Below are 18439 nucleotides of genomic sequence, written 5' to 3'. Positions count from 1 at the left end.
GTCAACTGGTAGCCGTCACGCCCCGACCCGCAGCCCGCCGCGGAAGAACCGTCGGCCAGTGAGCCAACGCAGCCGTCGCCGAGTACCAGGCAACAGCCCCCGCAGCGACACCGAACCACCCCCCGACCTTGCCCAGCCCGTCGTTACCGGCGAACTGAGCGACGGCGAGCAGCACGAGGCACACGAAGAACAACCCATAGGTCCCCTGGGTGAGTTGATCCCCACCCGCGAGCGCCACGGAGAACGCGACCAGAGCGAACAGCACCAGGAACAACCCCGCCGCGTTGTCCGAGGCGGAACCCCCCGCACTGACGGCCCAGGTGAACCACAGCGCGCCGAACGCGGAGAACGCCGTACCGTTCGCCACGTCGCCGTCGCGGAGCGCGAGCAGCCCGGCGACGAAGAGCGCAACTCCGCCTACGTAGTGGGCCAGTGACACGGCGTCAGCCGTGGAGACCCCGTCGATGACATTCGTGTACCCGAGGCCGAAGGCCAACAGGGTGATTCCCAGGGCGAGTCGGCCGACGATCGAGGTGATGCTTCCCGCAGAGACGTCATTGTCCACGGCGGGCTCCCTTCCTGCATGTGCGGTTGTGCGGTGTGACCGATATATGCCCTTCACAAGGACACAAACACCTCTGCACAACGGCCAATTGGGGAGCCGACCTGTGAGTTCGCCCGTGGACTACGGGATGACGACGACGGGCCGCTTCGCGCGCTTCGCGAGCCGCCCCGCGACGGAGCCGAAGATGCGCCCGACGATTCCGTGGGTCGAGCCCACGACGATCGCGTCCGCCTCGTACTCCCGCCCCACCTCTTCGAGTTCATGGCAGATGTCGCCACCGCGCTCGACAAGGATCCAGGGCACTTCCGCCAGATACTCGGCGCAGGCCAGCTCCAGCCCCAGCACCTCGGTGCGGTGATCCGGAACGTCGACGAAGACCGGTGGCTCGCAGCCCGCCCACACCGTGGTGGGCAGCCGGTTGGCGACATGGACGATGACCAGGCCCGAGCCCGAGCGATGGGCCATGCCGATCGCGTAGGCGAGGGCACGCTCACTGGACGTGGACCCGTCGAAGCCGACGACCACGCCGTGCTTGAAGGCTGGATCGCAGGAATGACGTGGCTGTTCCGCCGCCAGGGGCTCGGCCGCCGTGGGATCGGCGACAGGGCGCTTGCGGTCCGCTGGTTCGAAAGATTCGTGACCGGCCATGGGTGTCTCGGCTTTTTGATCCTCTTGGGAGGGGACAACAGGGTGCGCGGAGCTGTGTCCGGGAATCATCTTCCCAACCCCATACCCCCAAGGGTACGGCGGCACTCCTCCTTAGCCCATATCCCGCACATGCTCCGGCGGAGTTCCCCGGAGCATGCACGAGGGGGCGCCCGTAACGCAATGGTTGCTGCCTCGTACAGGCGGTTTGCACAGGGTTCACTTATCCGCGTCCCACCACGCCCGTCCGCGTCGGCCCATGTCCACCGTGTCCGCCCGTGGGCTGCCCTACAGTGACCGACGCATCGAACACGCGTTGAACCCGGCGAGCCGCCGCCCCAGGGAGCACGCCATGTCCGGACACCGCACGACCTCCGAGGGACACCCCCACTCCGACAGCGCGACCGATGTGGTCCGCTGGGCGGTCTTCAGCTGCGTCCTCGTCCCCGTCGTCCTCCTCTGGTACGGCAGCTCGCTCGCCGGCGCCGCCGGTACGGCGCTGGGCCTCGCGGCCGTCACCGCCGCCTGCCGGGTGCTGCTGCGCCGGTCCGAGCAGAGCGCGGTCCCGCTGTTGGCCGAAGAACATGCCCCGCCGCCGGCCGGGGAAGACGCCCCGCACCGCGGCCACCGCCACCGGGCCGGGGCGGGGGCGCACAGGGGCGGGCGGCACGGCGGGGGAAGTACACCGGTCGACTGACCGGTTTCCGCGCACGCGCCCGACGCTTTTCAGCCAACTTCCGGCCACTGCGCATCTGTTGTCCGAACCACCCCCCAACCCCCGTTCCACCTGCACCGAAAGGGTCTGGGGGGCCTTGCGCACCCTACGGGGATTGGCCACTAAGACGAGGCGCACTTCCCTGCACGGCCCACGAGTGCAACGCTTCGTGATCGAATGCTTCACGCCAAGTTGCCATGTCGACAATATGCCGGTTGCCGAACTGGTCACCCCGGCACCACTGGACACAGTAGATTCGATCTTGACGTCTTACGGCGGGGGACTCGTGCAGGACCGAGGGGAAACGTGCTGGAGCGACATGCCCGACAAGTTAGGGGCGCCGCGACCACCGAGGGGGGCTTAGCAGTATGAGCCACGACTCCACTGCCGCGCCGGAAGCCGCGGCCCGGAAGCTTTCCGGGCGACGCCGCAAGGAGATCGTCGCGGTGCTGCTGTTCAGCGGCGGCCCCATCTTCGAGAGTTCCATACCGCTGTCGGTGTTCGGAATCGACCGGCAGGACGCCGGAGTTCCGCGTTACCGGCTCCTTGTGTGCGGCGGCGAAGAAGGCCCGCTGCGCACCACCGGAGGGCTGGAACTCACCACACCGCACGGCTTGGAAGCGATCTCGCGGGCGGGCACCGTCGTCGTGCCGGCCTGGCGGTCGATCACCTCGCCGCCGCCGGAGGAGGCACTCGACGCGATCCGCCGTGCGCACGAAGAAGGGGCCCGCATAGTCGGCCTGTGCACCGGCGCCTTCGTGCTGGCCGCGGCGGGCCTGCTGGACGGCCGTCCGGCCACCACCCACTGGATGTACGCGCCGACGCTGGCCAAGCGCTATCCGTCGGTGCACGTCGATCCGAGGGAACTCTTCGTCGACGACGGGGACGTGCTGACGTCCGCCGGTACGGCGGCCGGAATCGATCTCTGTCTCCACATCGTGCGGACGGACCACGGCAACGAGGCGGCCGGCGCGCTCGCCCGGCGCCTGGTGGTCCCGCCGCGCCGAAGCGGCGGTCAGGAGCGCTACCTCGATCGGTCTTTACCAGAGGAGATCGGCGCCGACCCGCTCGCGGAGGTCGTCGCCTGGGCGCTGGAGCACCTCCACGAACAGTTCGACGTGGAGACGCTGGCGGCACGCGCGTACATGAGCAGGCGTACGTTCGACCGCCGCTTCCGCTCGCTCACCGGGAGCGCTCCCCTGCAGTGGCTGATCACGCAGCGGGTGCTCCAGGCACAGCGTCTGCTGGAGACGTCGGACTACTCGGTGGACGAGGTCGCGGGGCGCTGCGGCTTCCGTTCGCCGGTGGCTCTGCGCGGCCATTTCCGGCGCCAGTTGGGCTCGTCGCCGGCCGCCTACCGGGCCGCGTACCGCGCCCGCAGGCCGCAGGGCGACAAGCAGGTGGACGGCGACGGCGCTCCGGGTCAGCCCGGTGGTCCGGGGTCCCTGGGTCCGGCCGGGCTGCCGCCCGCGCTGCACCCTGACGGCCCGGTCCCGATGCAGACCCGGCGTACGGCGGCGAGCGCGCTGTCGTCGGCGTCGACGTCCTCGGCGGAGAACGGCCGTGAGGCGTACGCCACAAGTCGGGCGGCGAGTCTGCCCGGCCAGCGCAGCGCGCCGTAGTACCCGCGACGTAGGAGCGGTAAGGCTCCCGGAGGTTTCCGTCAGGAGATCTCCGGGGGTTTCCGCATGCCCGGGACCACAAGGTCACCGCACGGTCGGCTCACCTGAGCGGCGCGCACCTTAAGGTTAGACACATGAACGATCGCATGGTGTGGATCGACTGCGAGATGACCGGCCTCTCGCTGTCGGATGACGCTCTCATCGAGGTGGCCGCCCTCGTCACCGACTCCGAGCTGAACGTGCTCGGCGAGGGGGTGGACATCGTCGTCCGCCCGCCGGACCAGGCGCTGGAGACGATGCCGGACGTAGTACGCCAGATGCACACCGCATCCGGCCTGCTCGACGAACTGGCCGGCGGTACGACGTTGGCCGACGCCGAGGAGCTGGTCCTGGCGTACATCCGGGAGCACGTCAAGGAGCCGGGCAAGGCCCCGCTGTGCGGCAACTCGGTCGGCACCGACCGCGGTTTCCTCCTCCGTGACATGCCGACCCTGGAGGAGTACCTCCACTACCGCATCGTGGACGTGTCCTCGGTGAAGGAACTGGCCCGCCGCTGGTACCCCCGGGCGTACTTCAACAGCCCCGAGAAGAAGGGCAATCACCGCGCCCTCGCCGACATCCGCGAATCCATCGCCGAGCTGCGCTACTACCGCGAGGCGATCTTCGTCCCGCAGCCCGGACCGGACTCGGAGACGGCCCGTACGATCGCCGCGAAGCACGTCCTGCCCGCGCACTAAAAGGCGGGCGCGAGCACCCCTTCGGACCCTGTACACTTTTTCTCGGCCGGTCGGAAACTCGCAGAGTGAACAACCGGGCATGGTGGGTGTAGCTCAGCTGGTAGAGCACCTGGTTGTGGTCCAGGAAGTCGCGGGTTCAAGTCCCGTCACTCACCCTGAGTAATCGGCCGGTGGCTTCGGAAACGAAGCCACCGGCCGATTCGTTTTCCGGGAACGGGAGCCCGCCCACGATGGACATCGACCGCGAACTCATCAGTACCGCCCGGCTGGATCTCGTGCCCCTGAGCGCGGCGCACGCGGCGGAAATGGCCACGGTGCTGTCCTCCCCCTCCCTGCACACCTTCATCGGTGGCGAACCGCTGACTCCGGACGCCCTGCGGACCCGCTACGAGCGTCTCGCCGCGGGCTCCCCCGACCCGGCCGCCGCCTGGTGCAACTGGGTACTGCGCCTGAGGGTGGAGGACCGCCTGGTCGGCACGGTCCAGGCCACGATCACGGAAGCGGGGTCGGTCGCGGAGATCGCCTGGGTGGTCGGAGCGCCCTGGCAAGGGCGGGGCATCGCCTCCGAGGCGGCGCGGGGGCTGGTGTCGTGGCTCGCCGCCCGGCCCGCCGTCCGTACGGTCGTGGCGCACATCCACCCGGACCATCGGGCGTCCGCGGCGGTCGCCACGGCGGCGGGGCTCGCGCCGACCGAGGAGTGGGAGGACGGCGAGGTCAGGTGGCGGCGCGCCATGCGTCCGTGAACTCCCGTACGCCCGCGAACCGTTCGGCGGGATCGGCGCGGGTGGCCCTTTCCAGTACGGCGAGTTGGGCCGCCGTGCCCCGCCAGGCCCGTTCGCCCTCGCCGGCGTCGAGGAGGAGGCGGGCGGTGCGGGCGAGGGCGTAGACCGTCGTGCGGATGTCGATGCGGGCGCCGTGGTGCCACTCCTCGGGGGCCATGAAGCGGGCCGAGCCCGGGAGTCGGTCGCCCTGGAGGACGAAGGGGCCGGGGCGGTACTCGTCGAGGTCGACGAGGTGGAGCGCGTCGCCGTAGAAGTCGTAGAGGAACGCGCCGTCGTAGAGGTCGACGGCCACCATGCCCGCGGCCTCCACCGCGAGGTGGGCGTCCAGGACGCGGTCGATCGCGCGGTGGACGGAGGCGAGAGGTAAAGCGCGGAAGCGGGCACGGGCGGGGCCGTAGAGGGACTCGCCGGGGCGCCAGGGCATGACGGCCGCCGTAAGGCCGCTGTCCGTCACGGTGACGCGGTGCAGGTGCGGGACGATCGCCGGGTGGCGTACCGCGCGGTGGAAGGTCCAGGCGCGGTCGAGTGAGGCCTGGGCGGCGGGTGTTGTGGCCGCCTTCACGAACCAGCGTTCGCCGTCCGGGAGTTGGACCGCGTAGCCGACGCATCCGGAGTCCTGGTCGCCGAAGGTGCGGAAGATCTCGCCCACGGTGCGGAGGTACGGCTCGGTCGCGGGGATCTCGGCGACGGCCAGGAGTGGATGGGGCAAAGGAATGCTCCTTTTCGCGGCACCACCGAAAAGCACGCTCGAAAGGCACGCTCGATAAACAGACCCGGTAAGTAAGCTCGGTAAGTAAATACAACGGGTCAACTTTTAAAGCAAGCCAACCGAGAGTTATGCTCCGAGGCATGACCGATACGCCGATCATCGGCCGCCGCGAGCGCAAGAAGGCCGCCACCCGGCAGGCCCTGGCCGACGCGGCGCTGGAGCTCTTCCTGGCGCACGGCTACGACCAGGTGAGCATCCGGGATGTCGCCGAGGCCGCGGACGTCTCCACGACGACCCTCTTCAAGCACTTCCCCAGCAAGGAGGCGCTGGTCTTCGACCTGGACGCGGACCAGGAGGCCGCCCTGGTCGCGGCGGTACGCGACCGGTCTCCGGGCACATCGATCCCGCGAGCGCTGCGGGACCACCTGCTGGGCGCCCGCTTCTTCTCGTCCGACAACGGCGAACAGCTCACCGCGTTCCACCAACTCGTTCTCGGCACACCGGCGTTGACCGAGTACCACCGCCGCATGTGGATGCGCCACCAGCACGCCCTGGCAACGGCGATCGCGGATTCCGTGAACGCCCCCGCCGACGACCCCCGTTGCACCTCCCTGGCCCACTTCGCCCTGGACGCCCGCACCCTCGCGGAGGCATCGGCGGATCCTCGGGCGACGATGTGCGCGGCGTTCGACTTGCTGGAGCGGGGCTGGGTGGCCGTAGGGCCCGAGTGATCCCGCGGAGGCGGGCGGAACGCTCCTAGGACGACGCCCGCGTCACCAACTCCGTTGCCAGGACCGCCTGTCGGCGTTCGAGGCCCCGGGACGTGGCCGGGCGGCGGTCCGCGATCTCGGCGAGGAGGAGGTCGATCATCGCGCGGCCCATTTCCTCGATCGGCTGGCGGACGCTGGTGAGGGGCGGGTCCATGTGGCGGGCGATGGCCGAGTCGTCGTAGCCGACGAGGGCCACGTCGTCCGGGATACGGCGGCCCTCCTCGCGGAGGACCTGGCGGGCGCCCGCCGCCATCACGTCCGAGCCGGCGAAGACCGCGTCCACGTCGGGGCGGCGGGCCAGCAGCTCCTTCATCGCGCGTCGGCCGCCCTCCTCCGTGAAGTCGCCCGGCTGGATGAGGTGTTCGTCCAGTTCGTGGCCCGCGTCGAGCAGGGCCTCGCGGTAGCCGTCGACGCGGCGCTGGGCGCCGTAGACGTCGAGGCGGCCGGTGATGTGGGCGATGCGGGTGCGGCCTCGGGTCAGGAGGTGTTCCACCGCCGAGCGGGCGCCGCCGTAGTTGTCCGAGTCGACGGAGGTCAGGGTTTCCGCCGCCGAGCGCGGGCCGCTGATCACCGCCGGGATCTCCAACTGCGCCAGCAGGTCCGGGAGTGGGTCGTCCGCGTGGACCGAGACCAGCAGGACGCCGTCGACCCGGTGTGCGGCCAAGTACTGGGCCAGGCGCTGCCGTTCGCGGTCGCTGCCCGCGAAGATCAGGAGCAACTGCATCTCGGTTTCCGAGAGTTCGGCGCCGACGCCCTTGAGCATGTCGGAGAAGTACGGCTCCGCGAAGAAGCGGGTCTCCGGCTCGGGGACGACGAGGGCGATCGCGTCGGTGCGGTTCGCGGCGAGGGCGCGGGCCGCGGTGTTGGGGACGTAGCCGAGCTCCTCCACTGCCGCCTCGACGGCCGCCCGCGTCGCGTCGCTCACCCTCGGCGAGCTGTTGATCACCCGGGAGACCGTGCCGCGGCCCACACCGGCACGGGCGGCGACCTCCTCCAGGGTCGGCCGCCGACCGCCCCGGTTCCGCCCACCGCTGACCGTCATGGTCGCCGCCTTCCGTTCGCAGCCTTCAGGCCAGGAATGTAACAGCCGGGCCCGAATGCCCCATCTCCATCCTCCACCGCCGACCGGGGCTTTCGCCCGCCGAACCGGGCCTCACCCGTGTTCGCCGGCCTCACCGGCGGACGGCAGCGCGTTCCCCCGGATCACCTCCGCGTACCAGTGGGCGCTCGCCTTGGGGATACGGCGCTGGGTGGAGTAGTCGACGTAGACGGCGCCGAAACGCTTCGAATAGCCGTAGGACCATTCGAAGTTGTCGAGGAGGGACCAGAGGAAGTAGCCGCGCACGTCCGCTCCGTCGGTGATGGCCCGGCGGACGGCTTCCAGGTGGGAGTGCAGGTAGGCGATCCGCTGCGGGTCGTTCACCCGGCCCTCGGGAGAGACGTAGTCGTCGAACGCGGCGCCGTTCTCGGTGACCATCAGCGGCAGTCGCGGGTGCGACGCGGCCAGGTCGGTGAGCAGGGTGTGCAGGCCGCTGGGGTCGATGGCCCAGTTCATCGCGGTGAGCCGGTCGTTGGCGAGGTGGAAGTTCACGTGCTCGGAGCCGGTCCACGGAGAGTGGTCGCTCGCGCCGTGGCCGTCGTTCTTGGTGACGCCGGAGCCGTCACCGGCCGAGACGACGGTCGGCGCGTAGTAGTTGACGCCGAGCACGTCGATGGGCCGGGAGATCTCGGTGAGGTCGCCGTCGCGCACCAGTTCCGCCCAGTCGACGAGGTGCGCGGTGTCGGCGAGCAGGTCCTCGGGGTAGGCGCCGTCCAGGACCGGGCCGGTGAAGATCCTGTTGCCCACCGCGTCGATCCGGCGGGCGGCCTCCGTGTCCTCGGCGCTGCCGGTGAGCGGGCGCACCTGGTGCAGGTTGAGGGTGAGGGAGGTCTGCGCGGTCGCCGGCAGGACCTCGCGCAGCGCCCTGACCGCCTGGCCGTGGCCCAGGTTGAGGTGATGGGCGGCGCGCAGGGTGGCCGCCGGGTCGGTGCGGCCGGGGGCGTGCACACCGGAGCCGTAGCCCAGGAACGCGCTGCACCACGGCTCGTTGAGGGTGGTCCACAGGCCGACGCGGTCTCCGAGGGCCCGGCCCATGATCTCGGCGTAGTCGGCGAAGCGGTGCGCGGTGTCGCGCTGCGGCCAGCCGCCCGCGTCCTCCAGCTCCTGGGGCAGGTCCCAGTGGTAGAGGGTGGCGACGGGGGTGATACCCGCCGCGAGCAGTTCGTCGGCGAGCCTGCGGTAGAAGTCGAGACCCCGTTCCACGGCGGGTCCGCGGCCGGTGGGCTGCACCCGGGACCAGGAGATCGAGAACCGGTACGCCTTCAGGCCGAGGTCCTTCATCAGCGCCACGTCGTCGCGGTACCGGTGGTAGTGGTCGGCGGCGATGTCACCGGTGTCGCCGTTGCGCACCTTCCCGGGCGTGTGACTGAAGGTGTCCCAGATGGAGGGGGTCCGGCCGTCCTCGGCCGCGGCGCCCTCCACCTGGTAGGCGGCGGTGGCGGCGCCCCAGACGAAGCCCGGGGGGAAGGAGGTGGCGGCGGCCGACGCGGCCTTGGTCTCATGTCGTACGGCGGTCATGTGAGCGCTCCCGGAGTGGAGTGAGTGAGAGCCGGACGGCGATCCGGCGGTGGGGGAAAGCGGACGGGGCACGACGGCGGGCGCCCGGCCAGGTACGGCCCGCGTGCGGAGCGGGCCGTACGGGACGGTGAACGGGGCTTGCGCGAAGGGGAGTTGGGGAACTCGGTGTCAGCCCTTGACGGCGCCCGCCATGATGCCCCCGATGATCTGCTTGCCGAAGATCACGAACACCAGCAGCAGCGGCAGGGTGCTGATCAGCGCCCCGGCCATGACGATGCTCTGGTCGGGGGTGTAGGAGGCACTGAGCTGGCCGAGGGCCACCTGGATGGTGGGGTTCTCCTGGTTCAGGGCGAGGAAGGGCCAGAAGAAGTCGTTCCACGCCTGCACGAAGGTGAGCATCCCGAGCACCATCATCGCGGGCCTGGCCGCGGGCAGGACCACGTTCCAGACGATGCGGATGTTGCTCGCCCCGTCCACCTTGGCGGCCTCGATGAGTTCGTAGGGCAGGGCCTCGGACAGGTACTGGCGCATGAAGAAGACACCGAAGGCGCCGACGAGGGTCGGGAAGATCACCGACTCCAGTTTTCCGCCCCAGCCGATGTCCGCCATCATCATGAACAGGGGGACGACGCTGAGTTGGGGCGGAATCGTCAGGGTGGCGATGACCGCGGTCATCAGGGCGCCGCGGCCGCGGAAGCGCATCTTCGCGAAGGCGTAACCGGCGAGGGTGCAGAAGAACAGCGTGGCCGCGGTGATGCAGCCCGCCACGATCACGGTGTTGACGATCGCCTTCCCCAAGTGGGCCTGTTCCCAGGCCGCCTGGAGGTTGCTCCACAGCCGACCGCCCGGCAGGAACGGCGGCGGGCTGTCGAGGACCCGCTGCTGGTCGTGCGAGGCGGCCACCAGCGTCCAGTACAGCGGGAAGATCGAGAACAGGCCTACGACGGCCAGGGTGGCGTAGGTGAACGGGCCGCCCTTGAGCTGCTGGCCGGCGCCGATCTTGAAGCGTCCGCGGCCCTTGCCGGGGGTGACGGGAAGCGGCGCCGGGTCGAGGTCCGGCGCGGTCTTGGTGGGACTGGTCGTGGTCATCGATTTCGCTCCCGTCAGGCCGCGCTGTCGCGCACGAACCGGCCGACGATCCAGTTGATCAGGGCAATGAGCAGGAGCAGCACGAGCATGGCCCAGGCCACGGCGGCTGCCGGGCCCAAGTGCCCCAGTTTCCAGCCGTAGTTGAAGAGGTAGATGCTGAGCGTCTCGTACTGGTGCTCGCTGCCTCCGGTGGAGCCGAGCGTGCCGCCCTGCAGCAGCAGCGGCTCACCGAACAGCTGCATGGAACCGATGGTCGAGATGACGATGGTGAACAGGATCGTCGGCCGCAGCGAGGGAACGGTCACCTTGCGGAACTGCTGCCAGCGCGTCGCTCCGTCGATCGAGGCCGCCTCGTACAGGTCGGCGGGCACGGCCTGCATGGCCGCCAGGTAGATCAGGGTGTTGTAGCCGGTCCAGCGCCAGATCACGATGATCGAGATGGCGATCTTGGACGTCCACTCCCCGTTGCCCCAGTCGGTGTTGCCGATGCCGACGAAGTGCAGCACCCAGTTGAGCAGACCTCCGTCGGCCCGGAAGACCAGGGCGAAGACGAGGGCCGCGGTCGCCACCGAGGTGGCGTACGGGGTGAGGATCACCGTCCGCCAGACCGTGCTGGCGCGCAGCTTGTAGTTGAGCAGGTGGGCCAGGCCCAGGGCCATCAGGAGCTGCGGGACGGTCGAAATGACGCCGATGACAAAGGTGTTGGTGACGGCGGTCCAGAACTCGGAGTCCTGGAGGATCGTGGCGAAGTTGTGCCAGCCGACCCACTCGGACTGGTTCAGGCTCGTCATCTCCACCCGGTGCAGGGCTATCCAGCCCGTGTACAGCATCGGGTAGAGACCGAAGGCACCGAAGATGAGGAAGAAGGGGGCGATGTACGCGTACGGCGACGCCTTGTCGTCGAAGCGCCACAGCCGGGTACGCCACACGCTGGGCGGGTTCGACGCGGTGCCGGAGCCGCCGGGTGGCGGGGCGGGGGCACCCCGTGTGGGGGTCGTGGTTGCCACGGAGGGAGTCCTTCCCTGGGATCTCGGCCGGGGTACGGGCGGGAGGCGGACGCGGTGCGGCGGTGTCCGGTGAGTGTGCGCCGAACACCGCGGAAAAGACCGGTACTTGACGACCGGGCCGGTGCGAGGCGCCGAGGTCGTCAGGCCTCGCGCCTACGGCAGGAGCCGCCGCACGGCCCCACGCACGTGACGCGGTGCGGGCGCCCGCCGGGCCGCCCGCACCGCTGTCCGTGTCAGCCGATCACCTTGTCGATGGACTCGGTCGCGGCCTTCCACGCCTTGGCGGGTGCGGTACCCCGCTTCTCCATGTTGTTGATCTGCGTGGAGATCGTGTCCTTGATCGTGCCGTCCTTCGCGCCGAGCACGGCCTCGGGGATCGCCTTGGCCTCGTCGGCGTAGATCTGGCCGATCGGGGCGTTGTTGAAGTACGGCAGCGTCGCGTTCTTCACGCTGGCGAGGTCGTAGGCGCCCTTGTTCGACGGGAAGACACCGATCGCCTTGAAGACGGCGGCCTGCTGCTCGGGAGCGGTCAGCCACTTGACCAGGGCGGTGGCTTCGGTGACGTTCTTGCCGCTCTTGGGCACGGCCAGGAAGGAGCCGCCCCAGTTGGCCGCGCTGGTGCCGGGCGCACGGGCGATGTCCCACTTGCCCTTGTAGGCGTCACCAGAGTTGGTGGAGATCTGGCCGGCCATCCAGGCGGGGCACGCCACGGTGGCCACGGTGCCCTTGCGCAGCGCCGCCGTCCAGGCGTCGGTGAACTGGGGCAGACCCTCGGTCAGCTTCTTGGACGCGGCTTCCGCGGCCAGGTTCCAGCCCTGCTGCACGGCCGGGCTGTTCTTGTAGATCACCTTGCCGGAAGAGTCGTAGTACTGCTGCGCGGAGGAACCCACGACCGCGTTGTACATGGCGCTCGCGGAGTCCATGAAGTACGTGCCCTTGGGGGCCTTCGCCTTGAACTTCTCGCCGAGCTTGAGGTAGTCCTCCCAGCCGCCCGCGACGGCCTTGGCGACGGACTCACGGTCGCTCGCCAGGCCCGCCGCCTTGAAGAGGTCCGAGCGGTAGCACAGGGACATCGGGCCGATGTCGGTGCCGGCGCCGATGACCGAACCGTCCGCCGCGGTGGCCTGCTTCTCCTTCCAGGAGACCCAGTCGCTCACGTTGATGGTCTTGCTCAGGTCGGCGAACTTGGCCGCCTGGGTGTCGACGACCTCCTTGATGCGGCCGACCTCGATGCCCTGGACGTCCGAGAGGCCGCTGCCCGTGTTCAGCTGCTGAAGCAGCTTCGGGTAGTAGTCCTGCTCGTTGGCGGTGACCTCTTCCTTCACCGTGATGTTCGGGTGCAGCTTGTGGTACTGGGCGAACAGGCCGGCCTCCTTGTAACCGAACTGCCCGAAGTCGGCCACCGTGAGAGTGATGTTCCCGTTCGAGTCCTTGGCGTCCGAGGAGCTGTCGTCGCTACTGCAGCCGGTCAGCAACAGAGCGGAGGCCGTCAGGACCGTCGTGGTCACGGCCGCCACTCTGCGGCCGTGGCCGCCGCCGGTACGGGTGATGCGCATTCCACTACTCCTTGTTCCAGTGGGGAACGGGATCTCAGGAATCGGACCGCCGAGGCTCGACGATCCGGACCTGCCCTCTCGTTTCGAGCAGCGGCCAGCCCACAGCACTGGGAGTGCGGTGAAAAGGTGCTGGTCAACGGTGTGCCATGGGCGCTAGAGGGACGGGCCGTTGGTGGTTCGGTCCACACGGGAGGAAGCCCCCGAGGTTCCGTGGGACCGCTCCCACGCGGCATGCCGGAAGACTCCTTCGTGCCGGGCCGGGTGTCAAGACTTGAAAACGGCGTTGTTGCGTAAGCGTGTTCCGGACGTCACGGGAACGTGTCGCTCCACGAGGCGTCATCGGCCGGTCACGGAGCGGTCCCGCACAGGATCCCCGCAGGTCGCCCAGGGGTCCGCGGCGGGGACGGGGAGCCGGGACCGTCCGTCCGGGCCGTCGCGCGAATTTCTGGGCCAGAATGAGCCGAGCCCCCACTGATCGCCGGAAGGTGAACAATGAGCCCTGCCGAGCAGCCGCCTCCGCGCGCGGAGGTCCGGCGCCCGACCCTCAACGCCGTGGCCGCCCTCGCCGGCGTCGGCCGCGGCACGGTCTCCCGGGTCATCAACGGCTCCCCCAAGGTGAGCGCCCCCACCCGCGCGGCCGTGGAACAGGCCATCGCCGAACTCGGCTACATCCCCAACCCGGCCGCCCGTTCGCTGGCCGGCCGCCGCACCGACACGGTGGCCGTGGTCGTTCCCGAGGGCGAGGCCCGGCTCTTCTCCGAGCCCTACTTCTCGGAGATCATCCGCGGTGTGTCCGCCGAACTGGCCACCGCCGGGATGCAGTTGCTGCTGGTCCTGGTGCCGGACGAGAAGGAGTACGCGCGACTCGCCACGTACCTGTCCGCCCATCGGGTGGACGGCGTGCTGATGCTCTCGGTCCACAGCGGCGACACGCTGCCCGACCGGCTGCGGGAACTCTCCGTTCCGACCGTGCTCGCCGGCCGGCGCGGCCCCGGGGAGCCGCTCGGACACGTCCGGGCGGACAACAGCGGTGGCGCCGGAAGCGCGGTCGAGCACCTGCTGGCCAAGGGCCGCCGGACCATCGGCACCATCACGGGCCCGCTGGACATGGACGCGGCCAAGGCCCGACTCGACGGCTACCGCGAGGCGTTGGAGCGCGCGGGCATGGTCGTCGACGAGGAACTGATCGCGTACGGCGACTTCCGGGAGGAGGGCGGACGCGCGGCCATGCGGGAGTTGCTGCGCCGACGGCCCGGTCTCGACGCGGTCTTCGCCGCGTCCGACGTGATGGCGTCGGGCGCCGTGCTGGAACTGCGCGCGGCGGGCCTGCGGGTGCCCCACGACGTCGCCGTCATCGGCTTCGACGACTCGATCGTGGCCCGGCACATCGATCCGCCGCTGACCAGCGTCCGCCAGCCGCTGGAGGAGATGGGCCGGACCATGGCGAGCCTGCTGCTGCGCGAGATCGCCGACCGGGGCGGGGATCGCCGTGAAGTGGTGCTGCCTACGCGGTTGGTGGTGCGGGAATCCGCGTGAGGGGCGGGGAGCGGCGTGGGGGCGGGGAGCGGCGTGGGGCGGGTCCGAACGGTTTCCAGGGAGGTTCGGACTTCCCTTTGCGCGTGGGAGCGCTCCCATGCATAATGGGCGCCACCCGACCCCATGGGAGCGATTCCATGTCCGACCTGACGACCGCGGCATTCCCTCCTGGCTTCCTCTGGGGCGCGGCGACCTCCGCGTACCAGATCGAGGGGGCGGTGCGGGAGGGCGGCCGTACGCCCTCGATCTGGGACACGTTCAGTCATACGCCGGGCCGTACGGCCGGTGGTGAGCACGGTGACATCGCTGTCGACCACTACCACCGCTACCGCGACGACGTGGCGCTGATGGCGGACCTGGGCCTGACGGCGTACCGCTTCTCGGTCTCCTGGCCGCGGGTGCAGCCGACCGGCCGGGGCCCGGCGGTGCAGGTGGGCCTGGACTTCTACCGCCGTCTGGTCGACGAGCTGCTCGCGGTGGGCATCAGGCCGGCGCTCACCCTCTACCACTGGGACCTGCCGCAGGAGTTGGAGGACGCGGGCGGCTGGCCGGAGCGCGACACGGCGTACCGCTTCGCCGAGTACGCGCAGATCATGGGCGAGGCGCTGGGCGACCGCGTGGAGCAGTGGATCACGCTCAACGAGCCGTGGTGCAGCGCGTTTTTGGGCTACGGCTCGGGGGTGCACGCGCCGGGCCGTACGGACGCGGCGGCTTCCCTCAAGGCCGCGCATCATCTCAACCTGGCGCACGGGCTGGGCACTTCGGCGCTCCGGTCCGCCATGCCGGCCCGCAACTCGATCGCGGTGAGCCTCAACTCCTCGGTGGTCAGGCCCGCTTCCCTGTCGCCGGAGGACATGGCGGCGACCCGGAAGATCGACGATCTGGCCAACGGGGTGTTCCACGGGCCGATGCTGCACGGTTCGTATCCGCGGTCCCTCTTCGACGCGACGAGGTCGATCACGGACTGGTCGTGCGTCCAGGACGGCGACCTGGCGCTGATCCACCAGCCTTTGGACGCACTGGGGTTGAACTACTACACCCCCACCCTGGTGGAGGCGACCGAGGCGGCCCCCGCGGGCAGCCCGCGCGCCGACGGCCACGGCCTGAGCGCGTTCACCCCCTGGCCGGGCGCGGACGACGTGGCGTTCCTTCAAACCCCGGGCGAGCGCACGGAGATGGGCTGGACGATCGACCCGACGGGCCTCTACGACCTGATCACGCGCTACACGAGGGAGGCGCCGGGCCTGCCGTTGTACGTCACGGAAAACGGCGCGGCCTACGACGACAAGCCCGACCCGGAGGGACGCGTGCACGATCCCGAGCGGATCGCGTACCTGCACGGCCACCTTTCGGCGGTCCGGCGCGCCATCGCGGACGGGGCGGACGTACGGGGCTACTACCTGTGGTCCCTCCTGGACAACTTCGAGTGGGCGTACGGCTACCAGAAGCGGTTCGGGGCGGTGTACGTGGACTACGCGACGCTGGCCCGCACGCCGAAGTCGAGCGCGCGGTGGTACGGCGAGGCGGCCCGGACGGGCGTACTGCCCTCGGCGGAGGGCACCTGACCAACGGGGGCCCCAGGGGACGGGGCGCGGCACGCCGTGGGGGCGTGCCGCGCCCCGGCGGGGTACTACGGGTCAGACGCTGCCCGGGGAAGCCAGCCACTGGGTCGGCTGCCCGGTGACCGAGGCGATGGTCTCGAAGTCGTTGTCGTAGTGCAGCATCGTCAGCCCTTGGAGTTCGGCGGTCGCGGCGACGAGCAGGTCCACGGCGCCGGCGGACCGGTGCCGGCCCTTCTCGGTGAGTTCCCGCTGGACGTCCCACGCGCGGGCTACGGCCCGGTCGTCCAAGGGGGTCCAGCAGAACAGCGCATCGAGATCGTCGACCAGTGCGGCTCGATCCTCGGCGTTCCTGGCGCTGTACAGAAACTCGACCTCGGTGAGCGGGCAGCGGGCGATCAGGCCCTCCTCCAGGGGCTTCTCCCACAGGGCACGCGCGGGCCGCTTCAGGATGCGGACCAGAGCGCTGGTATCGATGAGGTAGGCGGCCGCGCTCATCGACGGTAGTTCTCCTTGTCCAGCAACAGATCGAAGTCGCCCGCGTCAGCGCGGGCCGCGAGGCGGGCCAGGGCGAGCGCGCGCCTCTTGCGTTCGACGCCCTCCTTGAGCGCGGCAGTGACCGTGTCCTTCTTGGTCTTGGTCCCGAACGCTATGGCCGCCTCGGCGAGAAGGTCTTCGTCGATGTCGATCAGCGTCTTGGTCATGAAGCCCTCCAGGATATATCGATCCATCTCCAGTATATCTATCATGCCCCGATCACCTGTTCCCCAGCTCGAACCACGTCGCCTTGCCCCGGCCGGGGCCGTGGGTGCAGACGCCCCAGGCGTCGGCACCGTGTGCGATGAGGTGGATGCCTCGGCCGTCCTCGTCGGTGGGGGTGGGCGTGCGGGTGGTCGGGAGGCCCGGCGCCTCGTCGTGGATGAGGACTCGGAAACGGTGTGGGCTGGACCAACCTGCGTGGAGGGTTACGGGGGTCAGGTAGCCCTCCAGCTTGCAGGCGGTGATGGCGTTGGTGACGGCTTCCGAGGTCAACAGAATGGCCGTGTCCGTGAGTTCGGGGCGGCCGGAGGTGGCGAGGAGGGTGCGGACCGTTTCGCGGGCGGTGCGGACCCAGGCGGGGTGGGGCGGGAAGACGAGGGACACGTCGGCGGCGGGTGGGGGGTCGTCTTCGTCCATGGACGGGGCTCCTTCGGCGTGGAGTGCGCGCACTCGGTGACCAGGTCCGGTCCTCCTTGCCAAGTGGCTTGAGGGCGGGGGTACTTCCGGGTGGCGCGGGGTGGTGCGGTTGTCTTCGACGGTAGGGAACCCGTTTCGGGAGTTGCAACCGTTTCCGCACCGCTTCACCCTTGTGAGTGACTGCCGAACAACCTTGTGGTCCACGGGAGTTCGGCTGTGCAGACTGCCCGGAGGAGGTCACTCATGCCACCCAGGAACAACCCCAGTGAGCGTCAGCGGCGGCTCGGCCTGGAACTCCGCAAGCTGCGCAACCGCGCCGGTCTGTCCGGTGACCGGGCCGGCGAACTGCTCGACGCCGACCGCACACGGATCAGCAACATCGAGGCAGGTCGCATCGACGTCTCGCGCAACCGCCTCTACAAGCTGCTGCGCGCGTACGACTGCCCGCCCGGCCCCCTGTTCGACGGGATCATGGCCATGGCGCAGGAGAGCGGCAAGGGGTGGTGGGACGAGTTCAGCGACACGATCGGCCCGGCGGCCCGGAACCTGGCCGAGCTGGAATCCCGGTCGACCGTGCTGCGCACCCACAACCCCCTCGTGATCCCTGGGATGTTGCAGACCGAGGAGTACGCCCGAGCGGTGCTGGCCGCCACCGAGTCGGCCCCTCAACACGCCGACCGATACGCCGAGTTCCGCCTCGCCCGCCAGCGCGTACTGACCGGCGCCGCACCCGTCACGTACCGCGCCGTCATCCATGAGTCCGCACTCCACACACGGGTGGGCGGCCCTGCCGTCATGCGCAGGCAACTGGTGAGGCTGATGGAGGTCTCCCGGCTGCCCCAAGTGACCGTCCAGGTCTACCCGTTCGAAGCCGGTGTCTACTCCGCGCACACCCGCTCCTTCGTCCTCTTCGGCGGCGGGGCCCCCGAACTGGACACGGTCTACCTGGAGCATCCGACGACCTCGCTCTTCCTGCGGGATGGAGAGCAACTCGACGAGTACGCCAAGATGTTCGAGCGACTCTCGGAGCTGGCGCTGGCGCCGGTCGACCCGGAATCGGCGCCGGAGTCGCACGAGTCACGCGACTCGCTGAGCCTGATCCAGCACGTCATGTACGCCCTGTGAGAGGACCCGCCATGCCCCACCTCGTCTGGCAGAAGTCGTCGTTCAGCACCGGCGGCGAAGGCGAGTGCGTGGAGCTGGCGGCAGCGATCACCGGCCCCCACATACACCTTCGCGAGAGCGATCACCCCGACCGCACCGCCACGCTCGCACCCCACACCCTCGCCGCCCTCCTCCACACGGTGAAGTCCCGGCCTCCCTTGCCAAGCTTCAAATAAAGTGATTCATTCGC

General features: G+C 69.8%; 20 protein-coding genes and 1 tRNA gene. 10 read left to right on the top strand and 11 right to left on the bottom strand.

Annotated features, from left to right (window positions below; translation table 11 throughout):
- Position 1: 1 nt before the first annotated feature.
- Positions 2–565: a GPR1/FUN34/YaaH family transporter gene (locus ACIRRY_RS06060; protein ID WP_403968485.1), complete on the bottom strand. Its 564-nt coding sequence runs from the start codon at positions 563–565 to the stop codon at positions 2–4.
- Positions 566–685: 120 nt separating this feature from the next.
- A complete protein-coding gene (locus ACIRRY_RS06055; protein WP_200677450.1) occupies positions 686–1213 on the bottom strand; it encodes a universal stress protein in 528 nt (175 codons plus the stop codon).
- A gap of 349 nt (positions 1214–1562) precedes the next feature.
- On the opposite strand from ACIRRY_RS06055, the gene ACIRRY_RS06050 reads away from it, so the two are divergent.
- The 5 genes from ACIRRY_RS06050 to ACIRRY_RS06030 all read left to right on the top strand — a co-directional run bounded on the left by ACIRRY_RS06050 (position 1563) and on the right by ACIRRY_RS06030 (position 5027).
- Complete coding sequence (locus ACIRRY_RS06050; protein WP_403968483.1) at positions 1563–1907, top strand: hypothetical protein; 345 nt, start codon at positions 1563–1565, stop codon at positions 1905–1907.
- A 386-nt stretch (positions 1908–2293) separates the two neighbouring features.
- A complete protein-coding gene (locus ACIRRY_RS06045; RefSeq protein WP_403968481.1) occupies positions 2294–3547 on the top strand; it encodes a helix-turn-helix domain-containing protein in 1254 nt (417 codons plus the stop codon).
- Between the two features lie 134 nt (positions 3548–3681).
- On the top strand, positions 3682–4284 hold the full coding sequence (gene orn / locus ACIRRY_RS06040; RefSeq protein ID WP_403968479.1) for an oligoribonuclease: 603 nt from the start codon (positions 3682–3684) through the stop codon (positions 4282–4284).
- Between the two features lie 82 nt (positions 4285–4366).
- A tRNA-His gene (locus ACIRRY_RS06035) sits at positions 4367–4439 on the top strand.
- Positions 4440–4514: 75 nt separating this feature from the next.
- Positions 4515–5027, top strand: a complete 513-nt coding sequence (locus tag ACIRRY_RS06030) for a GNAT family N-acetyltransferase (protein ID WP_403968477.1) — start codon at positions 4515–4517, stop codon at positions 5025–5027.
- Here ACIRRY_RS06030 and ACIRRY_RS06025 read toward each other — a convergent pair.
- Entirely contained in the window at positions 4999–5775 is a 777-nt protein-coding gene (locus tag ACIRRY_RS06025) for a serine/threonine protein kinase (protein ID WP_403968475.1), read from the bottom strand. The genes ACIRRY_RS06030 and ACIRRY_RS06025 overlap by 29 nt on opposite strands.
- A 140-nt stretch (positions 5776–5915) precedes the next feature.
- Here ACIRRY_RS06025 and ACIRRY_RS06020 point away from each other — a divergent pair, with 140 nt between their 5' ends.
- Positions 5916–6506, top strand: coding sequence for a TetR/AcrR family transcriptional regulator (locus tag ACIRRY_RS06020; RefSeq protein ID WP_403968473.1), 591 nt, complete (start codon positions 5916–5918; stop codon positions 6504–6506).
- Between the two features lie 25 nt (positions 6507–6531).
- Here the strand turns inward: ACIRRY_RS06020 and ACIRRY_RS06015 are convergent, their stop codons facing one another.
- The 5 genes from ACIRRY_RS06015 to ACIRRY_RS05995 all read right to left on the bottom strand — a co-directional run bounded on the left by ACIRRY_RS06015 (position 6532) and on the right by ACIRRY_RS05995 (position 12814).
- Complete coding sequence (locus ACIRRY_RS06015) at positions 6532–7587, bottom strand: LacI family DNA-binding transcriptional regulator (RefSeq protein WP_403968471.1); 1056 nt, start codon at positions 7585–7587, stop codon at positions 6532–6534.
- 111 nt (positions 7588–7698) lie between these two features.
- The gene (locus ACIRRY_RS06010) at positions 7699–9162 is read right to left on the bottom strand and encodes a GH1 family beta-glucosidase (RefSeq protein WP_403968469.1); all 1464 of its coding nucleotides are present in this window, start codon (positions 9160–9162) and stop codon (positions 7699–7701) included.
- Positions 9163–9330: 168 nt separating this feature from the next.
- The gene (locus tag ACIRRY_RS06005) at positions 9331–10251 is read right to left on the bottom strand and encodes a carbohydrate ABC transporter permease (RefSeq protein WP_403968467.1); all 921 of its coding nucleotides are present in this window, start codon (positions 10249–10251) and stop codon (positions 9331–9333) included.
- A gap of 14 nt (positions 10252–10265) precedes the next feature.
- Entirely contained in the window at positions 10266–11258 is a 993-nt protein-coding gene (locus ACIRRY_RS06000; protein ID WP_403968465.1) for a carbohydrate ABC transporter permease, read from the bottom strand.
- A gap of 233 nt (positions 11259–11491) precedes the next feature.
- Entirely contained in the window at positions 11492–12814 is a 1323-nt protein-coding gene (locus tag ACIRRY_RS05995) for an ABC transporter substrate-binding protein (RefSeq protein ID WP_403968463.1), read from the bottom strand.
- A gap of 492 nt (positions 12815–13306) precedes the next feature.
- Here ACIRRY_RS05995 and ACIRRY_RS05990 point away from each other — a divergent pair, with 492 nt between their 5' ends.
- A complete protein-coding gene (locus ACIRRY_RS05990; RefSeq protein WP_403968461.1) occupies positions 13307–14350 on the top strand; it encodes a LacI family DNA-binding transcriptional regulator in 1044 nt (347 codons plus the stop codon).
- A 137-nt stretch (positions 14351–14487) separates the two neighbouring features.
- Positions 14488–15915, top strand: a complete 1428-nt coding sequence (locus ACIRRY_RS05985) for a GH1 family beta-glucosidase (RefSeq protein ID WP_403968459.1) — start codon at positions 14488–14490, stop codon at positions 15913–15915.
- 72 nt (positions 15916–15987) lie between these two features.
- On the opposite strand, the gene ACIRRY_RS05980 is transcribed toward ACIRRY_RS05985, so the two are convergent.
- From ACIRRY_RS05980 to ACIRRY_RS05970, 3 genes are read right to left on the bottom strand one after another with little or no spacing between them, the layout of a single operon-like run.
- Positions 15988–16407, bottom strand: a complete 420-nt coding sequence (locus ACIRRY_RS05980) for a PIN domain nuclease (protein WP_403968457.1) — start codon at positions 16405–16407, stop codon at positions 15988–15990.
- The gene (locus ACIRRY_RS05975; RefSeq protein WP_403970788.1) at positions 16404–16613 is read right to left on the bottom strand and encodes a type II toxin-antitoxin system VapB family antitoxin; all 210 of its coding nucleotides are present in this window, start codon (positions 16611–16613) and stop codon (positions 16404–16406) included. The genes ACIRRY_RS05980 and ACIRRY_RS05975 overlap by 4 nt, the downstream gene beginning before the upstream one ends.
- A gap of 52 nt (positions 16614–16665) precedes the next feature.
- Positions 16666–17085, bottom strand: coding sequence for an ATP-binding protein (locus ACIRRY_RS05970; RefSeq protein ID WP_403968455.1), 420 nt, complete (start codon positions 17083–17085; stop codon positions 16666–16668).
- Positions 17086–17328: 243 nt separating this feature from the next.
- Here ACIRRY_RS05970 and ACIRRY_RS05965 point away from each other — a divergent pair, with 243 nt between their 5' ends.
- Both ACIRRY_RS05965 and ACIRRY_RS05960 read left to right on the top strand, forming a co-directional pair.
- On the top strand, positions 17329–18210 hold the full coding sequence (locus ACIRRY_RS05965) for a helix-turn-helix domain-containing protein (protein ID WP_403968453.1): 882 nt from the start codon (positions 17329–17331) through the stop codon (positions 18208–18210).
- Positions 18211–18221: 11 nt separating this feature from the next.
- A complete protein-coding gene (locus tag ACIRRY_RS05960) occupies positions 18222–18425 on the top strand; it encodes a DUF397 domain-containing protein (protein WP_403968451.1) in 204 nt (67 codons plus the stop codon).
- Positions 18426–18439 lie beyond the last annotated feature (14 nt).

Source organism: Streptomyces sp. NPDC101776 (genome assembly GCF_044766845.1).
Classification (GTDB): Bacteria; Actinomycetota; Actinomycetes; order Streptomycetales; family Streptomycetaceae; genus Streptomyces.
The sequence above is the reverse complement of the archived record's forward strand: the minus strand, read 5'-3'. Positions and strand labels throughout refer to the sequence as shown.